The sequence below is a fragment of the Sporosarcina sp. Marseille-Q4063 genome, assembly GCF_018309085.1.
Classification (GTDB): Bacteria; Bacillota; Bacilli; order Bacillales_A; family Planococcaceae; genus Sporosarcina.
Genome location: NZ_CP070502.1, coordinates 3,033,927 through 3,053,769 on the forward strand (window position 1 = coordinate 3,033,927; position 19,843 = coordinate 3,053,769).

At 38.0% G+C, this 19,843-nt stretch carries 16 protein-coding genes; 11 read left to right on the forward strand and 5 right to left on the reverse strand.

Going from position 1 to position 19,843, the window contains the following annotated elements; all coding sequences use genetic code 11:
- Window positions 1–83: 83 nt before the first annotated feature.
- The 7 genes from JSQ81_RS15605 to JSQ81_RS15635 all read left to right on the forward strand — a co-directional run bounded on the left by JSQ81_RS15605 (window position 84) and on the right by JSQ81_RS15635 (window position 10,513).
- Window positions 84–3,758 (forward strand): GW dipeptide domain-containing protein, encoded by a 3,675-nt coding sequence (locus JSQ81_RS15605; RefSeq protein WP_212604933.1) that lies wholly within the window; start codon window positions 84–86, stop codon window positions 3,756–3,758.
- Window positions 3,759–4,002: 244 nt separating this feature from the next.
- Window positions 4,003–4,401 carry a glycerol-3-phosphate cytidylyltransferase gene (gene tagD, locus JSQ81_RS15610; protein WP_212604934.1) on the forward strand — a complete coding sequence of 133 codons (399 nt, stop codon included), beginning with the start codon at window positions 4,003–4,005 and terminating at the stop codon, window positions 4,399–4,401.
- Window positions 4,402–4,614: 213 nt separating this feature from the next.
- Window positions 4,615–5,793 carry a CDP-glycerol glycerophosphotransferase family protein gene (locus tag JSQ81_RS15615; protein WP_212604935.1) on the forward strand — a complete coding sequence of 393 codons (1,179 nt, stop codon included), beginning with the start codon at window positions 4,615–4,617 and terminating at the stop codon, window positions 5,791–5,793.
- A gap of 332 nt (window positions 5,794–6,125) precedes the next feature.
- Window positions 6,126–7,295 (forward strand): CDP-glycerol glycerophosphotransferase family protein, encoded by a 1,170-nt coding sequence (locus JSQ81_RS15620; protein ID WP_212604936.1) that lies wholly within the window; start codon window positions 6,126–6,128, stop codon window positions 7,293–7,295.
- A gap of 95 nt (window positions 7,296–7,390) precedes the next feature.
- Window positions 7,391–9,097, forward strand: coding sequence for a CDP-glycerol glycerophosphotransferase family protein (locus JSQ81_RS15625; protein ID WP_212604937.1), 1,707 nt, complete (start codon window positions 7,391–7,393; stop codon window positions 9,095–9,097).
- A gap of 25 nt (window positions 9,098–9,122) precedes the next feature.
- A complete protein-coding gene (gene ispD / locus JSQ81_RS15630; RefSeq protein ID WP_212604938.1) occupies window positions 9,123–9,812 on the forward strand; it encodes a 2-C-methyl-D-erythritol 4-phosphate cytidylyltransferase in 690 nt (229 codons plus the stop codon).
- Window positions 9,809–10,513, forward strand: a complete 705-nt coding sequence (locus JSQ81_RS15635; RefSeq protein WP_212604939.1) for an SDR family NAD(P)-dependent oxidoreductase — start codon at window positions 9,809–9,811, stop codon at window positions 10,511–10,513. The genes ispD and JSQ81_RS15635 overlap by 4 nt, the downstream gene beginning before the upstream one ends.
- Window positions 10,514–10,555: 42 nt before the next feature.
- Here JSQ81_RS15635 and JSQ81_RS15640 read toward each other — a convergent pair whose 3' ends face one another.
- From JSQ81_RS15640 to JSQ81_RS15655, 4 genes are all read right to left on the reverse strand, one after another.
- Window positions 10,556–11,281, reverse strand: coding sequence for a WecB/TagA/CpsF family glycosyltransferase (locus tag JSQ81_RS15640; RefSeq protein WP_212604940.1), 726 nt, complete (start codon window positions 11,279–11,281; stop codon window positions 10,556–10,558).
- Window positions 11,282–11,741: 460 nt separating this feature from the next.
- Entirely contained in the window at window positions 11,742–12,245 is a 504-nt protein-coding gene (locus JSQ81_RS15645; RefSeq protein WP_212604941.1) for a hypothetical protein, read from the reverse strand.
- Between the two features lie 70 nt (window positions 12,246–12,315).
- Window positions 12,316–13,083 carry a hypothetical protein gene (locus JSQ81_RS15650; RefSeq protein WP_212604942.1) on the reverse strand — a complete coding sequence of 256 codons (768 nt, stop codon included), beginning with the start codon at window positions 13,081–13,083 and terminating at the stop codon, window positions 12,316–12,318.
- 63 nt (window positions 13,084–13,146) lie between these two features.
- Complete coding sequence (locus tag JSQ81_RS15655) at window positions 13,147–13,578, reverse strand: hypothetical protein (RefSeq protein WP_212604943.1); 432 nt, start codon at window positions 13,576–13,578, stop codon at window positions 13,147–13,149.
- Window positions 13,579–13,864: 286 nt separating this feature from the next.
- On the opposite strand from JSQ81_RS15655, the gene JSQ81_RS15660 reads away from it, so the two are divergent.
- On the forward strand, window positions 13,865–15,121 hold the full coding sequence (locus tag JSQ81_RS15660) for a S1C family serine protease (protein ID WP_212604944.1): 1,257 nt from the start codon (window positions 13,865–13,867) through the stop codon (window positions 15,119–15,121).
- Between the two features lie 40 nt (window positions 15,122–15,161).
- On the opposite strand, the gene JSQ81_RS15665 is transcribed toward JSQ81_RS15660, so the two are convergent.
- Complete coding sequence (locus JSQ81_RS15665) at window positions 15,162–16,211, reverse strand: C40 family peptidase (protein ID WP_212604945.1); 1,050 nt, start codon at window positions 16,209–16,211, stop codon at window positions 15,162–15,164.
- A 590-nt stretch (window positions 16,212–16,801) separates the two neighbouring features.
- Here JSQ81_RS15665 and JSQ81_RS15670 point away from each other — a divergent pair.
- From JSQ81_RS15670 to murQ, 3 genes are all read left to right on the forward strand, one after another.
- A complete protein-coding gene (locus JSQ81_RS15670; RefSeq protein WP_212604946.1) occupies window positions 16,802–17,773 on the forward strand; it encodes a nuclease-related domain-containing protein in 972 nt (323 codons plus the stop codon).
- 210 nt (window positions 17,774–17,983) lie between these two features.
- The gene (locus tag JSQ81_RS15675) at window positions 17,984–18,832 is read left to right on the forward strand and encodes a MurR/RpiR family transcriptional regulator (protein WP_212604947.1); all 849 of its coding nucleotides are present in this window, start codon (window positions 17,984–17,986) and stop codon (window positions 18,830–18,832) included.
- A gap of 121 nt (window positions 18,833–18,953) precedes the next feature.
- Entirely contained in the window at window positions 18,954–19,841 is an 888-nt protein-coding gene (gene murQ, locus JSQ81_RS15680) for an N-acetylmuramic acid 6-phosphate etherase (RefSeq protein WP_212604948.1), read from the forward strand.
- The last annotated feature ends 2 nt before the right edge of the window (window positions 19,842–19,843 follow it).

Sequence of the window (19,843 nt, forward strand, 5' to 3'; positions counted from 1 at the left end):
TGTCAAAAATACATTTTGTAACTTGTAAATTCCCAAAAAATATATATAGTAATAAAAGGTAAGAATATTGAAGGAGGATTTATATGAAAAAAATAACCATAATTTTAATTACATTATTAATATTTAATTTAGCATTTCCTTCTCACTTATTAGCAGATAATAGTGCGAATGTTAGTGAAGTGGAATTTGAGGATTCAAATTATGACCTAGATAGTGATATAGAGAATGAATCGGAGGAAAGTCAGGAAGAAATAGAGGGGCAAACAGAAAATCTAGAGCAGGGAACGGAACCACAGACTGGTCTAAAAGAAGAGCAGGAAATAGAGCAGAATGTAAATCCGGAAACAGATTCGGAAAGTACCATTCATGAAACAGTGACAGAAACAGATAAGGAAACAGATAAGGAAAAAGATAAAGAAACGGATAATGAAATAGAGAAATCTGATGATGCGGAAATCAAAACTAACACAGAAAACAAGAGTTCTTTGAAGAGAAGTGTGCAAGTACATAATATACAAGCACTAAAAGAAACGGTAACTAGTAAACTGGGCCGTATTCAAACTATTAATGCTAAAATCTATAAAACTATAGGTCAGGAAGATACTAGTATTACGGCTGGTTCAACGTATACTAATAAAGTTTTTTATATTAAGAAGCAAGCTGAGGCAAATGGTCAAAATTATTATCTAATCAGTACTTTAGCCAGTAGCACAAACGGTGTTATTGGATGGGTGAAGGCGACGGATATGTGGGCACAAAATCACGTGGCTGTAGATCATGAACAAAAGACCTTCTATTTAAAAGGTACAGGGTGGTCATACACAGATGCCTGGGGCGCTTCTCAGGATGTAATATATAGCAATCTTTCTCAATACCGTAATCAGGAATTTAAGGTTAACCTAACGGAAAAGGTAGGGGACGCCATTTGGTATCGTGGCACTTTAAGCGGTAAATCAATGTGGATACAAGCTTATAATGTAAAAACATCATATGAAACTGAAACTAGTAAACTAGGTCATATACAAAGTGCTAATGCCAAAATTTATAAGAATATAGGTGAGGATTCTACTAGTATTAACGCAGGCTCGACCTATACGAATAAAGTTTTTTATATTAAGAAAGAAGTAGAGGTAAATGGCCAACACTATTATTTAATCAGTACAGTAGCTAGCAGTACGAATGGCGTTATTGGCTGGGTGAAAGCAACGGATATGTGGGCCCAAAATCATGTTGCTGTAGATCATGAACAAAAGACCTTTTATTTAAAAGGAACCGGCTGGTCATATACAGATGCGTGGGGAGCTTCTCAGAATGTGATTTATAACAATCTTTCCTCCTATATAAATCAGGAGTTTAAAGTTAACCTAACGGAAAAAGTAGGCGATGCCATTTGGTACCGTGGTATTTTAAATGGAAGAACAATGTGGATACAAGCATATAATGTACAAGTTCCAAAAGAAACTGAAACTAGTAAACTAGGGCACATTCAAAGTACCAATGCAAAAATTTATAACACTATAGGCGAGGATTCTACTAGTGTCACAGCCGGCTCAACATATACAAATAAAGTGTTTTATATTAAGAAACAAGCAGAGGTAAATGGCCAACACTATTATTTAATCAGTACAGTGGCTAGCAGTACGAACGGTGTTATTGGATGGGTGAAGGCAACGGATATGTGGGCCCAAAATCATGTGGCTGTAGATCATGAACAAAAAACCTTTTATTTAAAAGGAACCGGCTGGTCATACACAGATGCTTGGGGAGCTTTCCAGAACGTCATTTATAACAATCTATCAACTTATAGAAATCAGGAATTTAAGGTTAACCTAACCGAAAAAGTTGGAGATGCTATTTGGTATCGTGGTATTTTAAATGGTAAATCAATGTGGATACAAGCATATAATGTACAATCAACAGTAGAAACTGAAACTAGTAAACTAGGTCATATTCAAAGTGAGAATGCCAAGATTTATAAAAATGTTGGGGAGGATTCTACAAGTATCACTGCTGGCTCAACATATACGAATAAAGTGTTTTATATTAAGAAACAAGCTGAGTTAAACGGAGTAACTTATTATTTGATTAGCACATTAGCAAGCAGCACGAACGGCGTTATTGGATGGGTGAAAGCAACTGATATGTGGGCGCAAGATCACGTGGCTGTAAACCATGAACAAAAGACCTTCTATTTAAAAGGGACGGGCTGGTCATATACAGATGCATGGGGTGCCTCTCAGAATGTTATTTATAACAATCTTTATCAATACAGTAACCAGGAATTTAAGGTTAACCTAACGGAAAAAGTTGGAGATGCCATATGGTACCGTGGTACTTTAAATGGTAAATCAATGTGGATCCAAGCATACAATGTGAAAATATCAAAAGAAAGTATTACTAGTAAACTGGGTCATATTCAAAGTGCCGATGCAAAAATTTATAATAGTTTAGATGAGGATTCTAGTATTACGGCCGGCTCAACATATATGAATAAAGTATTTTATATTAAGAAACAAGCAAAGGCAAATGGCCAAAACTACTATTTAATCAGCACAGTAGCTAGCAGTACAAATGGCGTCATTGGATGGGTAAAAGCTGAGGATATGTGGGCGCAAAATCATGTGGCTGTAGATCATGAACAAAAGACTTTCTATTTGAAAGGAACCGGATGGTCATATACAGATGCTTGGGGAGCTTCCCAGAATGTTATTTATAATGATCTAACGCCCTATAGGAATCAGGAGTTTAAGGTTAATCTGACTGAAAAAGTGGGAGAAGCGATTTGGTATCGTGGAATTTTAAACGGAAGATCAATGTGGATTCAAGAATTTAATACTACCCGAATAAACGAAACATATTCAAATTATAATTTAACGGTAGATCGAATGACTGATATCCAAATGGCTGTTACTCCCCAAACAGATAAGAGATACATGTTATGGATTAGGGAAGATGCATTTGAAAGCATCATTGATGGACAAGGTGTTGTTAACAATAATAACTGGAATTTAAGAAGAGGCCCCGGTACCGATTATGCAGTAGGAGAACAGGTAAGAGGCGGCACAAAGTTACCATTATTCTCAAGCACTAAAGGAGTTGACGGGTATATATGGTATCACGTCAGAAACACTACTGGATGGGTCATACCCGATAGACTAGACTTAGCTTATTATTTAAAACCATCTAATTTCACTAGTAATCTAACAAGTAAGCTTCAGTTTTTAAAACTTTCAACTAGTGCATATATTAATGTCAATGAAGTAAATGAGAAAGTACTAAGAGGAAAAGGTATTCTAGAAGGAAAAGCACAGTTATTTGTGGATGGTGGAGAAGTATATGGAGTTAATGAAATCTATTTAATTTCACACGCTCTATTGGAAACGGGAAACGGTACTTCTGCTCTAGCAACGGGAATTCAATACAACGGAAAAACTGTTTATAATATGTATGGAATTGGAGCAAAGGATAGTTGTCCTTTGGAGTGCGGGGCAAAATATGCCTATGATGCTGGTTGGTTTACTCCAGAACTAGCTATAGTTGGTGGAGCAGCATTTGTAGGGAGAAACTATATTAATGTAGGACAAGATACGCTATATAAAATGCGTTGGAATCCATTTTTCGCCGCAAACAATGGGTATGCTTCTCATCAATATGCAACTGATATTGGATGGGCGTCCAAACAAACTTATAGAATGAATGAAATATATAATTTATTAGATTCATATAGCTTATTTTTTGATATACCCGTATACAGGTAGTTTATTGTTGTTTATTTTAGAGGAAAGATAATTTAATCTACCTTACTAGAACCCAACATTTCTATGGCCATATGCGTAAATTTCGCATATGGCATTTATTATAGAAAACTAGTTGGAAAATCTTCCCCTATGTATTTAAGTTGATATCATGTATAATGAAATAATAATATAGTTAATTAAAGTCTGAATAATACTCGATATAAAAATAGAATCACAAACGATACTATTAACGGAGGTTTTATATATGAGAAAGGTAATCACTTATGGAACATTTGATTTACTCCATACAGGACATATAAATATTTTACGTCGTGCAAAAGAACATGGTGACTACTTGATTGTAGCAATCTCATCAGATGAGTTTAATGCCCTTAAAGGTAAGAAGGCATATTATAGTTTTGAACAGCGTAAATTAATACTAGAAGCGATTCGCTATGTCGATGAAGTTATTCCAGAACATACCTGGGAACAAAAAATACACGACGTTAAAAAACATAATGTTGATGTATTTGTAATGGGGGATGACTGGGCAGGGAAATTCGACTTTTTAAAAGATGCATGTGAGGTTATCTATCTACCTAGAACAGTTGGAATATCAACTACAAAAATTAAGAAAGATTTAACCAAAAGTTATACAAGCTAACAAACAATATTCTTATACCAATAATCCCGCATCCTCTCACTTTTCTAAAGTAACGAGGATGCGGGTTATTTTGTTAGAAATATTACTAGGAATTTGTATGGTATTCAATATAGATCATTAACTTCGTTCTTTTTGTCCTTTATATTGGGAAACATAAATAATTCTCTGTTATACTTGTAAAGTATGTATAATGAATGAATTGAGGGAGCTTTAATGTTAACTAAGATAAAACGTCACAAATTGTTTTTGCTGCTCTTTAAAACCATATTCACAGTGGTGGGGCTTTTCCCGAAAAATAAAAGACTGATGGTATTTGAAAGTTTTCATGGTAAACAATACAGCGACAGTCCACGTGCTATTTATGAATATATGCAAAAGCATCATCCTAACTATAAGCTAGTATGGAGTATTGATAAAAACAGTGTAAAGCTTTTCGAATCATTCGACGTCCCTTATGTCCGACGTTTCACGTTAAAATGGTTTTTTACGAAGCCAAGGGCTCAGTTTTGGATTAATAATGTGCGTCTTCCCAAATGGATGCCCAAACCAAGAGGGACGGTGTATCTTCAAACATGGCACGGTACCCCTTTGAAAAAACTAGGGCTTGACATTGAAGAAGTTCATATGCCAGGTACTTCAACCAATATATATCGTAATAATATTATCAATGAATCTAATAGTTGGACATGTCTTGTTTCCCCGAATAGTTATTCAAGCGAAATATTTAAAAGAGCATTCAAGTTCAATGGAGAAATTATCGAAAGTGGATATCCGCGGAACGATATATTATATAATGCCGAACCAAGTCAAGTTCAAGAAATAAAAGAAAAGGTTGGAATATCTGGTAATAAGAAAGTCATTCTCTATGCGCCTACATGGCGGGATGATGATTTTTACAAAGTAGGTCAATATAAATTTACCTTTCAATTTGAATTAGATAAGATGAAGGAACGTTTTGGGGATGAATTCGTACTTCTGACAAGAATGCATTACCTTGTTGCTGAAAGTTTTGATTTCAGGGCTCACGGTGATTTCATTAAGGATGTCTCTTCATATCCTGATATAGCGGAATTGTATTTAGTAAGTGATATACTTATCACAGATTATTCATCAGTTTTTTTCGATTATGCGAATTTGAATCGTCCTGTTATTTTCTATATGTATGACTTAGAAGTTTATCGGGATCGACTCAGAGGTTTTTATTTTGACATTGAAAAAGACGCACCAGGTCCAATTGTTGAAAATGAAGAAGAATTATTTGATGCAATAGAGTATGCTTCAAAAAATGGACACGCTTCACCTGAATCGTTTGAAAAGTTTTGTAACCGTTTCTGTTATCTTGAAGACGGAAAAGCTACAAAACGCGTCGTTGAAACTTTACTAATACGATAAAATGAATTGAAGCATTAATGAAAAAGAAGAAATGATTGAATTTGCTGAACTCAAAAAATTATAGACTAACCAGTTAAATCCTTTTCAAATGAGATGGAGCTTTGAAATAATTAAATAGTTCGCACTGATACAATACGTATTAGTGTGAGCTTTTTATTTTTTGCATTTATTGTCGAAAGTTTTAAACCACCAAAAAAAGGACAACCTTATCAAAATATAGAATTAGATTTTTAGAGCTATTTTAAAGTTGACAAGGTAAATGGGGAATTGAGTAATATGAATTCTCACAGGTTATTTAAGAACATATGAAATACAACGAATAGGGGAGTACCGTGATAAATAAACTAAAACTATACTTAGTATTAATTCTGAAGACTCTGTCCAAGATCGTCTATTTAGATATTAGTTTCGTAATACCTATAAAGAAAAACCGGGTGGTGTTTGTTACACCCCGACACACTGAGCTCAAGGACAATCTCTACTATTTATATGAAGAGATGAAAAAGAGCAAGCCTAAGTTAGAGTATGTGATCATAACACGGAAAATTAATGAGGAAGGTACAAAATGGCGGAGATTCTTAGTGAAAATGTTCACGGATTATTATTATCTAGCAACAGCTCGCTACTTCATCCTTGATGATTATTATCTCCCGCTCTATTTCGTACGCGTGCGAAGAGGAACTGAGGTTATCCAACTCTGGCACGCATCAGGTCCGTTAAAACGCGTCGGACTGAGTTTGAGGGGGTATCCGGATGGCCCAAATGATAATTATCTTAAAGTAGTTCCGATTCATAGCAATTATGACAAGTTGATAGTGAACTCAGACGTCGAAATCGACTTTTACTCGGAAGCTTTTGGTATGGAGAAGACAAAAATATTGCCGCTGGGTTCACCAAGAACGGACATCCTTTTCATGAATGTACATGATACGACACGAAAAGAAAACTTCCTCATGAATCATCCACAGTATGAAAATAAAGAACTTGTTCTATGTGCACCAACGTTTAGGGGGAGAAGCACGAGTTCCAATCCTTACGTTCCCCATTTAGATTTAGAAAAATTAACACCGCAACTGTTAGAGGAAAATAAAGTATTGATCTTCAATTTACACCCTTACATGAATGAAAACGAAGAGTACATGAAGAATACAGATGAAAATGCAGTATTTTGGAATCGCAATGAATACACAATCGAAGAACTTCTTATGATATCTGATGCGTTAATTTCGGATTATTCATCCGTTATCTATGACTTTGCAATCCTAGAGAAACCAATTGCGTTGTATTGCTATGATTACGAGAAATACAACAAACAAAGAGGTTTTTATGTCGATATTAAGCAATTGCTGCCTGCCACTTACTTTGAAGAAGAGCGTAATTTAGTCAATTGGATTGTTTCGGACGCCAAAAATATAACTGAAGTAAAGCAGCTAAAAGAGAAAAACTTCAAATACCAAAATGGCCAAGCATCAAAAAGAATTATTGAGTCAATTTTTGATTAAAATTGACCTGTTAATTTTCGAATAAATTTACCAGTTAGTTTTTCGGGAAAACTAACCCATCCATCTTCCGGTAAATGAAATGGGGGAAATTATTATTGTTTAATCCAGATTATTATCTTGCCACTTCTCAATATCCATTAAAATTAGTATCTATCAAATGGGAACGAATTCAACTCAATTTGACGTTATCAATGGAAAATGAACCTTCAAACACCTTTGATTTCTACTTATTTCACCCACAAACCGAAAGAACGGTTTATTTTCGACAAGTCGAGTATATAGATGAGTTCATTCAATTGCGCATTAATCTTTCGATTGCTTGGGAAGATCAAACACCTATACCTTCTGGAAGGTGGATTGTTGTTGCGAAAGACCGTCTAACAGAGAACGTTTCTGTTGCGACAACTGCGGTTTCACTTATCGATTTTGTCACGACAGACCGAGATAATAATATGGATCATTATCGAAGGTTGTTTAATCAGCATTCTGATAACTATTACAGCGTTCGTCCAATGGCTAATGACGGAAATAAGCTGTTCTATTTGGGGATTTTTAATAAAGTTGAACATACTAAAACAAAACGTGAAATTTCTCGGGAAATATATCGAAAAAAACGGAATGAAAGAAGTTTAAGGGTTAGGCGTAAGATATTCGACCTAATTTATAAATTATCTGGTCGACTTTTTGGAATAAAAGATAATCAAATCCTTTTCACATCCGACTCGCGGGCAGTTATTGGAGGGAATCTGAAGTTCGTTTACGATAAAATCATTAAACGGAAATTAGATGATAAGTTCGAACTGAAGGTGCTGTTTAAAGAAAACATAACAAGCCGACGTAAATTTCTAGACAAGTTCAAGCTGCCTTATTACCTTGCTACATCGAAAACAATCCTATTAGATGACTTTCATCCGATGCTCTACAATGTTGAATTTGATAAATCCCAAAACATCATCCAATTATGGCATGCATCTGGACCATTTAAAACAGTTGGTTATTCGCGAGTGGGTAAATCTGGGGGGCCAACGATCAATGCCCACTCGCATAAAATTTATACAAGCGCAATCGTCGCGTCGGAACATTCGATTCCATTTTATGCGGAAGCTTTTGGTATGCAGGAAACTGATGTCTACCCGACTGGGATTCCGAGAATCGATCCTTTCTTCGACGAGGCATATAAAGAGAAGATTAGAAATAAAATGTACAAGGCGTTTCCGAAAGCGAAGAACGCTAACGTAATTTTGTTCGCACCAACCTTTCGGGGAAGTGGACCCAAAACCGCCTATTATCCGATGGTCCAAATCCATCTTGAAAGTCTCGCGGACTATGCGCGGAAAAACAACTCAGTCATTATCTTCAAGCTGCACCCTTTTGTTCGGGACAAAATTGTAATTCCTGAAAAATATGAGGATGTGTTTATCGATGCTTTTAATTACCGGGAAATAAATGATATTTTACTAATTTCGGATGTTCTCATTACAGATTATTCATCGGTTGTTTTCGAGTATTCATTGTTAAATAAACCGATGATTTTCTACGCATTTGATTTTCATCACTATATTTCAAGTCGTGATTTTTATGAAGGTTTTCAAGACTTTGTCCCGGGAAAAATCGTGATGAACTTCAGTGAGCTCATGAAAGCATTGGAAGAACAAGATTACGAGATGGATAAGGTGCAACGATTCCGAGACAAGTATTTCAAATATCATGATTCAAATTCGACTGACCGTGTCATTGATTGGTTAATTTTAGACAAGTTTCCGGAAGATATACCGAGGGGACCTAGACAAAAGCTTTTATAGGGAAAATGAGAAGGGGTGGACATGTATGATTTCATTAGTTCTGTTATCCAGTGGATCAGGTTCTAGAATGGAAAATAGTGTTCCGAAACAATATTTAAGCTTAGGCGGTAAACCGATTATCATTCACACCTTAGAGCGATTAGCCAAAGTGAAGGAAATTAATGAGGTGGTGATTTGTTGCACAGAAAAATATATGGAACACATCGCGCAACTTATCGAAAACCATTGCCCGCAGTTGAATTATAAATTAGTCAAAGGGGGCAAAACGCGACAAGAATCGACTTGGAACGGCATACAAGTTTGCGAGAATGAAAGTGTCATGATTCACGAAGCTGCAAGGCCATTTGTGAAGATTAAGGAATTTGAGCGACTAGCTGTTGAAGAAAGTGAAAATGCGATTTACGGTATTGAAATTCCATTTACTGTATTAAAGGGTAACGGACAAATCGATGAAACATTAGATCGCGAGCAACTCGTGAATGTTCAATTGCCGCAAAAATTTAATCGGGATAAATTGATAGATGCATTTGAACAAGCCCATGCCCAGAACAAGAAGTTCACAGAAGATGCAAGTCTCTTTTTCGAATACAATACAAATGATGCCGTAAAGATACTAGAAGGCACGGTTCACAATATGAAAATAACGTACCCGATGGACCTAGTCATTGGCGAAACCATTTACCGCGAATATGTATTGGGGAGTGAGACGAATTGACAACGGCTATCGTTACAGGGGCAAGTCGAGGAATTGGTCGAGCCGCGGCAATTGAAATGAGTAACAATCCTGAAGTGAATAATATTGTATTAATCGCTCGAGATGAAGTTAAACTTTCAGAAACGATAAAATTGTTAAATCCACGGGTACGTGTGCGTGCGATTGTCTATGATTTTTCATCGCAGGCAGGGATTCCAAGAATGGTGAAAGAAATATACGATGAATTCGGTTCAATCGATTGGTTATTAAATATCGCAGGGTATACGGATCCCAAATCACTCCTAGATACTACACTTGCTAGCATGGAAAGGACTTATAGAATAAACGTCTTTTCATTAGTTGAAATGACGAAAGAGTGCGTAAAGTATATGAAGCAAAACGAACAGTCGAAAATCTTGAATGTCGCATCGACCGCGGGCATGACACCGCGACCTGGGTGGCTTTCCTATGCTTCTTCCAAATCTGCCGTCATCAGCATTTCAGAAACACTCGCTCAGGAGCTATCGGAGTACAATATCCTTGTGTATTGCATATCGCCTGGAAGAGCCGCAACGGATTTACGAAAAAAATTAGCACCCGAGGAAGATCCAACAACAATCATGCAACCTGCGCATGTCGCAAAAGTAATCGGCAACCTAATGCGAATGACCGAACACTGTCTAGATGGACAAAATATGGTTGTACGGAAACAAGTGAAATAAAAAAAGCGTCCAATACACTACACCGTATTGGGCGCTTCTATTTTATTTTGAAAATCTCTCTTTAACCACATGCATCAAAAATATTGGAATTTTCATCATCCGCCCGGCTCGCGTAGGCTGCGTGAGCAGTCGATACAGCCACTCCAAATTATTACTAGTCCAGAACTTAGGCGCACGCTTAACATTCCCAGAAAGCACGTCCAAGCTTCCCCCGACGCCGACCAATACCGACGTTGGGAATAAATCCTTATACTTCGCAATCCACCGTTCCTGAAGCGGGGCACCCATCGCAACGAAAACGAAATCGGGTTTAGTTTCAGCAATTTCACTCGCAACCAACGGCCCTTTATTCGTATAACCATCCATATAGCCCGCCACTTTCAAACCGCGATATTCAGCCTTAGCATTTTTCGCAGCTTGTTCGGCAACACCAGGTTTCGCTCCGAAAAAGTAAACAGTTTTACCATGTCTATTCGCATATGCTAAAAAGTCATGCATCAACTCATAACCAGGCAACTTCTCGCGCAGGGGGGCTCTCAGTATTTTCGACGCAATCAAAACACCAATACCATCCGCGACAATATAATCTGCAGAAGTAACCGCTTCTTTATAGGAGGTTGAATCTTTGGTCATCATAATAATTTCCGGATTTGCCGTAACGAAAAACAAATTCCCATCAGGCATTTGAAAATGGTCATCGATTTCTTGTAGCAATTCTACTTTATTTATATTTGCAATTGGAACATCCAATATCTTTATTTCATCCATCGTGAAGATCTCCTTTTAAAGGGAAGTAATAAGTCCCTTATAGTTATAACATACATAGGCTCGTCAAATCGAGCAAATCTAGATAAAATATGAAAGAGAGGAAGTGGTATGAAACTATTATTTAGGATACTTGATACCTATTTGATAATCGTAATCATAACTACATTGGATAGAACCCTTAATCAAAGCATTATAGCAAAGGGCGCGTCCAATGACTATACAGATTAACAGTTCCTAATTGTTTAACCAGGAGTGGGTTAATGCAAGGCGGTTAGCCTTCGTAACAACTTTCTACCAACCGGGTTTGACATTCCAGTAATCACCAAGGTGTTGGGGAATTATGATTTTTGTTGAAGAAAAAATAGAAGTGACACAAAACTCTACAGTTTTAGGTGGATGACAAAAAAACGTACCCAAAATGATATGCGGGTACGCTTACGTATTTTTGAATCAAACCAATCTAATCTGCATTTTCATCTTCAACTCCAGTCGAATTATCCGGTTCTTCATCAGCGGTTGTCGAAAGCACATTCATTTGTTCAAGCGCTTGTTCATAAATCGCATTCAAAGTAGCGGCAATCTTGGCTTGTTCATCACTATTATCAATGCTCATATTCCTAAGTAGGTCATCCGCATAACTACGTAGTCGATCAACCCGAAGCGCAATTTCATCCTGCGTAAATTGAGCGAGCTCGTCCTCAGCAAGCTGAATTTCCGTCTGTAACCCTTTTTTTAATTCCGCCATAAGTAACTCTTTTTCATTTGTAATAGCCTTATCTATTTGATTAATCGATTCCGTCTTTTTAGCATTGAACCAATTGGTCAACACACTATTAATATCTTGACCCGCGAAAGCTGACTTCACACCACTGCCAATACTAATACTTAAAAATAAGGCTCCGACCACAATCAATATTCTTTTAAGCATCAGCCTAATTTTAAAAATGGTGAGTTTATCCTTCATAGATATTCCTCCAATTAAAAGAATAAGGACCTCTGAATAATAAGGTCCCTATAACTTATTAACAGTCCGTTTAAATCCCGTCTACTAAATTTTGCATTTCATTTATTGCGTCCTCTACCATTCCATTTGCTTTGTTTTCGATAAGAACTTGTTGTTCTTCAACTAGTTCAGTGGTCAAGTCTGAAATAGCAGTGCGGGTATCGGCAATCGATGAATTAATTGACGTTTTAATCTCCTCGAGAGTGGCCCCTGATTTATTAGCAATCTGTACGAGAAGTTCAGCCTTGGCATCATCAATAGCCTTTTGTACTTTTTTTAGTGATTCATCAGCAGTGTAATTAAGTTGATCTTCCATAAAGTTTAATATGCTGGTGCCAAAGGTACCAATTTGAGACGAAATTTGCGAGCTTGAATTTCTTTTTAAATCTCCCGTAGATTTCATGATTTTATTCTCTGCTTCCTCTTTAAGTCGGTTGAATTCGTTGTCCATGTAGTTTTCAATTTCCTCTTGTGTTCCTTCTATTGATTCGACATGTTCAGAGGCTGTACCTTCAATAGTTGATATTGCTTCTGATACCGAGGCCTCTCTTGTATTTCTTATGTTGGCTTTTCCGCCTTCTATTAGATTTGGAACTTCTTTGTTTAACTTGTTAATTTCACTATTCAAGTTTCCAGTATAATTTTGATCAACACTATTGGTCACGCCAGCAAAGCGCTGATCAAACCAATCCCTCAGTTTTCCCCCAGCATCTGAAGCACCAAATGCAACAGAAGCTCCAGATACTAATAAAAATGCCGCTGCGACCGCGACTACTTTACCTTTTATAGTTTTCAACATAATAATTTCCCCTTTGTGTGCTATATTTTTGTAATATGTTCGTAAACCCCATGCCAATTATAATTATTCATCAAGTATTTCTGCCAACATAGTTGCAACATCCCGCTCGATTTCCTCTTCAATATTCCGTCTTTCAACAAAAGCATCAAAATTTTCTTCATCAAGTTCTGTTACAGTTTGATCAATTTGTTCTTTCATGTCAGTTACTAGTGCCTCAATATTAGCTGTTGATTCTTCTACCTGTTTGTTACGAGATTCCTCAATTGCAGTAATAGCATCTTGTTTTGCTTCTGCAATGAAAACCCCTAGTCGCTTAAAAGTTGTCCAAACCCCAGTCTCTAAAGTTGAACTTAATATTTCATCCTCCTTTTGAAAAGTGTCGGTATACCATTTTGAAAGAGTGGAGGCTGCTTGAACGTTTGCGTAAACAAATCCCAAACATAATATGACAGTAATTAGTAGCGAGATACCGATTCTGTTTTTAATAAAAACCACCCCTCCGAAGTCCTGCTAGACTTTTCTACTACATAAAGTATAAGAGTTATATAGTTTCATTTCGTCACTCCAAAGTGGAATTTAGAGGTATCGTTTGTCTACTTGTCTATGCCACTTTCGTTTACCAAAATAAAACACTACTCAAAGAGGATGTATAATTGTTCTAATATTTTGTAAGACATTCCCAACTAGAAATCTGCTATACTATTCATATATATTATTGAAACAAAAAAGTTACCCGAACGTCTGATAAAATAGGGAATTCAAATAGAATCGAGTTGAGACCATGAACAATAAACGAACACTTTTCAAAGGAATTATTTTACTAGTATTAGTAGCAGTTTTAACTGGATTATTAAGTCAACTTGGGCAAATTAAAACTGCATCAGAGCCTGTCTTAAAACCGGATTCTTTTGTTGAAATTGCATTAGAAGGCATGGAAATCGATAAAGAATTGATTCCTGAAGAGGAGGTCGAAGAGGAACCGGTTGGAGAGGTAGAGGATAAGGCGGAAGAAGTCGAAAAGGCAGAAAAGATAGAAAGAGTAGAAGTGCCAGTTGCGCCCAAAACAGATTTATCGTCAACTATCGCGAACGCCAAATCTTACGTCTACACGATTGACTCCGATCTTCAACAAGGCTCCGGCTTTCTGTTTAATGAAAAAGGGGACATCGTAACGAATGCCCATGTTGCGAAAGATGCGGCATACATAACAGTGACGAATAGTAACGGCCAACAATTTAACGGCCGCATCATAGGGATTTCAGATAAAACTGATATTGCACTTATACGAGTTCTTGAGTTAGCAGGAAAGAAACCGATGGAAATGGAGTTGTCAAAAGTATCCGTCGGCACGAAAGTCTTTGCATTAGGAAGTCCTGAAAACATCGCAAACACGTCAACGGAAGGAAAAATTACAGGCTTCGGTAAAAGTTTCTTCGATGATTACGATTACAAAAATCTTTATGAAATGGATGCAACGATTAAACAAGGCTCCAGCGGGGGACCATTAATCGACGCGAATACGGACAGAATCATCGGCATCAATTCGTTGATCCTTGAAAATAATCCAAGCATCGGATATGCAATTCCCATCTATACGGTCATCAGCCAACTAAAACAGTGGGCTTCCAGCGCGAAAGATGTCATCGACGACCGAGAAGACATTGAAATCGAAGGCGCTCGCCTAGACGATGAATTACTCAGAAGCTTCATTAGCAGTTATTACGAATTAATCCCGTACTCACTTAACGACAAAAAACTAGAATACTATTGGACCTATTTATTGCCAGGAAGTCAGGCTGTAAAAGAAGGCGTTAAACAAGTGGAAGAATTATATGGGGAACATAAAGTCTATGAAGAAGTAAAATCGACAATCACAAGCGTCGAAATCGGCGAAAGTGAAGCAATCGTAAAAGCGAATGCAACATTTACTTATCATGACCAGGAAAGTGATGAAGTCAAAACAATCGACTACGCGGCAACATTTACAGTTGTTATTGACGAATACGGAGACTACGCAATTAAAAATATCGAACAATAAAAAAATGCACAGTCGAGTTAAATCGACTGTGCATTTCTAATTAGAAGCTTCTATAACTATGGAAGTACTTGCTCCAATAAGGATCGCTCATGCTACGAACATGTACATTTTTTCCACCAGATTGGATGAATTGGTTATTCCCGATGTAAATCCCAACATGTGAAATACCTGCGCGGTACGTTCCAGCAAAGAATACTAAATCGCCCGGTTGTGGATTTGAAACTTTTTTCGTTGCAGCATATTGACCTAGAGTATCACGGGGAATGCTTTTCCCAGATTGTTTGTATACATATTGAACATATCCACTACAGTCAAACCCGCTTGTTGACGATCCGCCGTAGCGATATGGTACACCACGAAGTTTCATTGCATTTGCCACTAGATTAGACGAAAAAGTAGTGTTTGATACCTTTGTTATTGTTTTAGCAGGTGCTGCTTTTGCTGTAGCGGTAGTAGTTGCTTTTGCTAGTAAATCAGCTGAAACCCAACCCGTCTTACCATTTGCGCTTACTTTGTACCAAGTTGTTTTACCTACTTTTTTCTGATCAGTCGCTGTAACATTTGTTCCTTTTTTAGCCGTTGTTAAAATTTTATTTGTTGTTCCCGCATTAGAGCGGATATTTGAATTGTATTTCGTTGTGAATGCTCCCAGATTAGTAACTACTTTAGCCGGCGCTTTTGGAGCCGCAGTTTTTGCTGGCGCTTTAGCAGGTGCTTTTGCAACAGTTGCTGGCGTAAGAAGCGTGCTTAAAACCCAACCTGATTTTCCGCTAACATTAACGTTATACCAGGTTTCTTTCCCAACTGTTTTCTGGTGAGTAGCAGTTGCAGTAGATCCTTTTTTCGCTGTAATAATAATTTTGTTCTTCGTGCCCGCATCCGTGCGGACATTCGTATTATACTTTAATTTGAAACTCCCAGATTTAGCAGTAGCTTTAGTAGATGCCACTTTCGTTACAGTCTCATATGTGTAAGATGACTCATGTTGAACATTGGCTTGTCCAACAGTCTCAGTGGCATGTGCGTCGATGGCAGCGGTTGTTAATAGGATTGAAGCCGCAGTTACTAGTGAAATGACAACTTTTCTCATTATTTCTCCCCTAACAAAGTCTTATTTTTTTATATATAATCGTGATTTTACGGTTAATTTTTCCTACTTATCACTTTATAGGGAATTTAGCCAGATAACAACGACATTTGGATTACAGGTATATTACAGTTGTGTTACGAGTGCGGATTTTTGGAATAAAATGCGTGGATGGTACTTGAATATGCCCAATGCTTACGTGTTGTCTGCGCGATTTCTTATTATGTCCTCTCAATCAACCAAATCTATCAACTATGTCCGCCCAATTTCGTCGGTCCCCCATGATGTCCGCGCAATCCACTATTATCTCCTCTCAATCCATCAAAACCGTCATTTATGTCCGCTCAATCGCGAAAGATGTCCGCCCAATTTCATCCGCACCCCATGATGTCCGCGCAATCCATATTATTCTCCTCTCAATCAACCAAATCAATCAATCAATTATGTCCGCTCAACCGCCAAAAATCTCCACCCCATTTCGCCAACCAACCCCCACGCTCCAACACAACTCTCCAAAATTCAATTTTCCCACCCCATCTTGTCACCACTCTCAATAAATGCTATATTAATTTCAACAATTCAGAAAGAGGTAGATGCCTATCAAAATAATGCCTAGAAAAGAACCACCACTATTAAAAACACTCCCAAGATTAATCGCACGTCTACCAAAAGATTCACCACATATTAAAAAACTCGAACAACGATTATACAGAGTTAGAGCAGGCTACTCTGGCGAACTCGAAATAGATCAATACATAGCTACACTTGAGGTCCCCACGTCAATGACGGTACTGACAGATATCCAACTTTCGCATTCCCCCGGTATGACATTCCAAATCGACACACTAATTTTGACCGAGAAATTCATCTTAATTATCGACGTCAAAAATATAACTGACAAACTCCGTTTCAAAACAAATCCAAATCAGCTAGAGCAAGAAAGTAAAACAGGTGAAGTCAGACGAATGGATTGCCCACTCGAGCAACTCCATACGCATATTCACAATCTACAAAATTGGCTTGCCAAAAGTAAATTTCAAGTTGACATCATCGGTCGAGTACTACTATCAAATCCCAATGCCCATGTCATCGAAGCACCACCTAACGCACCGATCATCTATAAAAAAGGGCTGCCCGTCTTACTGCGCAATCAATCAAGAAAACCAACAATTCACAACCCGAAACTAATTAAACGCATAGAAGAATTAATCCGTAAAAACCGAATCGATTACGATCCATTCCCGCTTTGCAACTACTTTTCAATTGACTCAGATAGCCTAAAAAGGGGACAACTCTGCACGAAATGCGGTGAAACCATGCAATACGTAAATCATAAACAACGAAGATGCATCGAGTGCGGCATCACAGCACCCAATAATTACCGCGAAACATTAATAGACTATTTCACGCTAATCAACAACTCCATTTCAAATCGGGAGTGCCGTGATTTTCTACAACTAAAAAACAAAGACGCCGCCAATTACGCCATGAAATCACTTCCTTTGAATAAAACCGGAAATTCCGTAGCAACCAGATACGTGTGGCCAAAAAACTTCCTTTTGTAAAACCAATCAAAACCAAAAAGATAAATACAAGTAGAAAAGGGAAGCCGCTGGCCTCTCTTTTCAAGTGCCTTTAAAAGTCCGCCAAATCAACAAATTCCTCTACCAGTCCAATTAATGTACTCTTCAGCTCTGTCGCCGCCCAATCCACAAAAAGCTACCACCCAAACACATTCCATGCGATAATCAAAAAAGAAAGAAAGGAGCCACACCATGCCAACACTAATAAAATCCATAAAACAACAACAAGAATCCCTATCCGCCGCAGAAAAACAAATCGCTAAATACATCATCCAAAACCCAGACCTAATCCCAAACATGACAACAAAAGAACTATCCACCAAAACCGGCGTATCAGAAGCAAGCATTGTCCGTTTCTGCAAATCCATCGGAATGGGCAGTTTCAAATCATTCAAACTCGCACTCGTCAGAGACCTAACAATCGCTGAAATGAATATCACGGATGTCACCAACTTACAAAAAAACGACTCACCCTACGATCTATTCCAAAAAGTCATCCAAGTAAACAAATTCGCAATCGACTCTTGCACCGACTCTATGAACAAAAAAGAACTCGACGCAGCAGTCACAACCATCAAATCAGCAAAAAAAATCGTCTTCTTCGGCGTAGGAGGATCCTCCATCGCGGCGGTGGATGCGCATTATAAATTCACAAGACTTGGCTACCATTCCATCACAAGCCTAGACTTTCACCATTTACTAACCGTAATCCCATACCTAGAAAAAGGCGACGTCTTCATAGCCATCAGCACGTCAGGAATGACGAAAGATGTCATAGAGCTCGCGCAGTTCGCGCAAAAAACCGGCGCAACGGTAATCGCCATCACAAATCTCGACAAATCGACACTACACAAATTAGCAGACATCAATCTCTGCACGCCAAACGTCGAACGTGATTTCAGAATCGGAAGTATCCCGTCACGCATGACGCAACTGACAATAATCGACACCCTATACATGAGCGTTTTCCACCAGATTGGAGATAAAGTCATCAAGCATTACCACGATGCTAGAAACGAAATGGAAAAACTCCGACGTTAAACGTAAACTCTCTTTTCACTCAGATGAAACTAAGTTTCACGAATAACTAAAAGACCATTGACATATAGTTTCACAACGCTACAATAAAACTATAAAAGAAGTTTACTAGAGAGGTGATCAAATGCTCGAAAAGTTAGCAACCGAAACAAGAAACCCGAACACGATGCAATTAGATGAAATGTCGCCAAAAGAAATTCTGATCGCGATGAACCAAGAAGACAAAACAGTTCCACAAGCAGTCGAAAATGAAATCGACAGCATCGAAAAAGTAGTAAAAGCAGTCATTCACTCATTCAACAATAACGGACGTTTAATCTACGTAGGTGCCGGAACAAGCGGCAGATTGGGAATCCTCGACGCAGTCGAATGCGTTCCGACTTTCGGAGTTTCACCAAACCAAGTCCAAGGTCTTATTGCGGGCGGTATGAAAGCGTTTACAATCGCGGTAGAAGGCGCCGAGGATAGCGTCGAACTAGGCGCGGAAGATTTAAAGGAAATCAACCTGACAGAAAACGACACCGTCATCGGAATCGCAGCAAGCGGCCGAACGCCATATGTAATCGGCGCACTAAATTACGCTAAAGAACTTAACGCAACAACAGCAGCCATCTCCTGCAATAAAAACGCAGAAATGAGCAAACACGCTGACATAGCCATCGAAATCCAAACCGGCCCAGAAGTCTTAACAGGTTCCACAAGGCTCAAAGCAGGTACAGCGCAAAAACTAGTCCTGAACATGATTTCAACAGCATCCATGATCGGCATCGGAAAAGCGTATGAAAACCTGATGGTGGACGTTCAAGCCACCAACGAAAAATTAATAGAACGCTCCAAACGCATCATCATGGAAGCGACCGGAGTCGACTACGAAACAGCTGCAAGCTATTACGAACAAGCCCAGCATCACGTGAAAACGGCCATTGTTATGATTCTACTAAAATGTTCATACAATGAAGCAGTAGAAAAACTAACAGAATCAAACGGCTTCGTCCGTCAGTCAATAAAATAATT

What these genes read in the sequence shown, in the direction of transcription:
- JSQ81_RS15640 (WP_212604940.1), bottom strand. Translation starts at nt 11,281, where the DNA reads ATGGATGAAATAAAGATATTGGATGTTCCAATTGCAAATATAAATAAA.
- JSQ81_RS15660 (WP_212604944.1), top strand. Translation starts at nt 13,865, where the DNA reads ATGAACAATAAACGAACACTTTTCAAAGGAATTATTTTACTAGTATTA.
- JSQ81_RS15665 (WP_212604945.1), bottom strand. Translation starts at nt 16,211, where the DNA reads ATGAGAAAAGTTGTCATTTCACTAGTAACTGCGGCTTCAATCCTATTA.
- JSQ81_RS15675 (WP_212604947.1), top strand. Translation starts at nt 17,984, where the DNA reads ATGCCAACACTAATAAAATCCATAAAACAACAACAAGAATCCCTATCC.
- JSQ81_RS15650 (WP_212604942.1), bottom strand. Translation starts at nt 13,083, where the DNA reads ATGTTGAAAACTATAAAAGGTAAAGTAGTCGCGGTCGCAGCGGCATTT.
- JSQ81_RS15605 (WP_212604933.1), top strand. Translation starts at nt 84, where the DNA reads ATGAAAAAAATAACCATAATTTTAATTACATTATTAATATTTAATTTA.
- JSQ81_RS15645 (WP_212604941.1), bottom strand. Translation starts at nt 12,245, where the DNA reads ATGAAGGATAAACTCACCATTTTTAAAATTAGGCTGATGCTTAAAAGA.
- JSQ81_RS15615 (WP_212604935.1), top strand. Translation starts at nt 4,615, where the DNA reads ATGTTAACTAAGATAAAACGTCACAAATTGTTTTTGCTGCTCTTTAAA.
- murQ (WP_212604948.1), top strand. Translation starts at nt 18,954, where the DNA reads ATGCTCGAAAAGTTAGCAACCGAAACAAGAAACCCGAACACGATGCAA.
- JSQ81_RS15670 (WP_212604946.1), top strand. Translation starts at nt 16,802, where the DNA reads ATGCCTATCAAAATAATGCCTAGAAAAGAACCACCACTATTAAAAACA.
- ispD (WP_212604938.1), top strand. Translation starts at nt 9,123, where the DNA reads ATGATTTCATTAGTTCTGTTATCCAGTGGATCAGGTTCTAGAATGGAA.
- tagD (WP_212604934.1), top strand. Translation starts at nt 4,003, where the DNA reads ATGAGAAAGGTAATCACTTATGGAACATTTGATTTACTCCATACAGGA.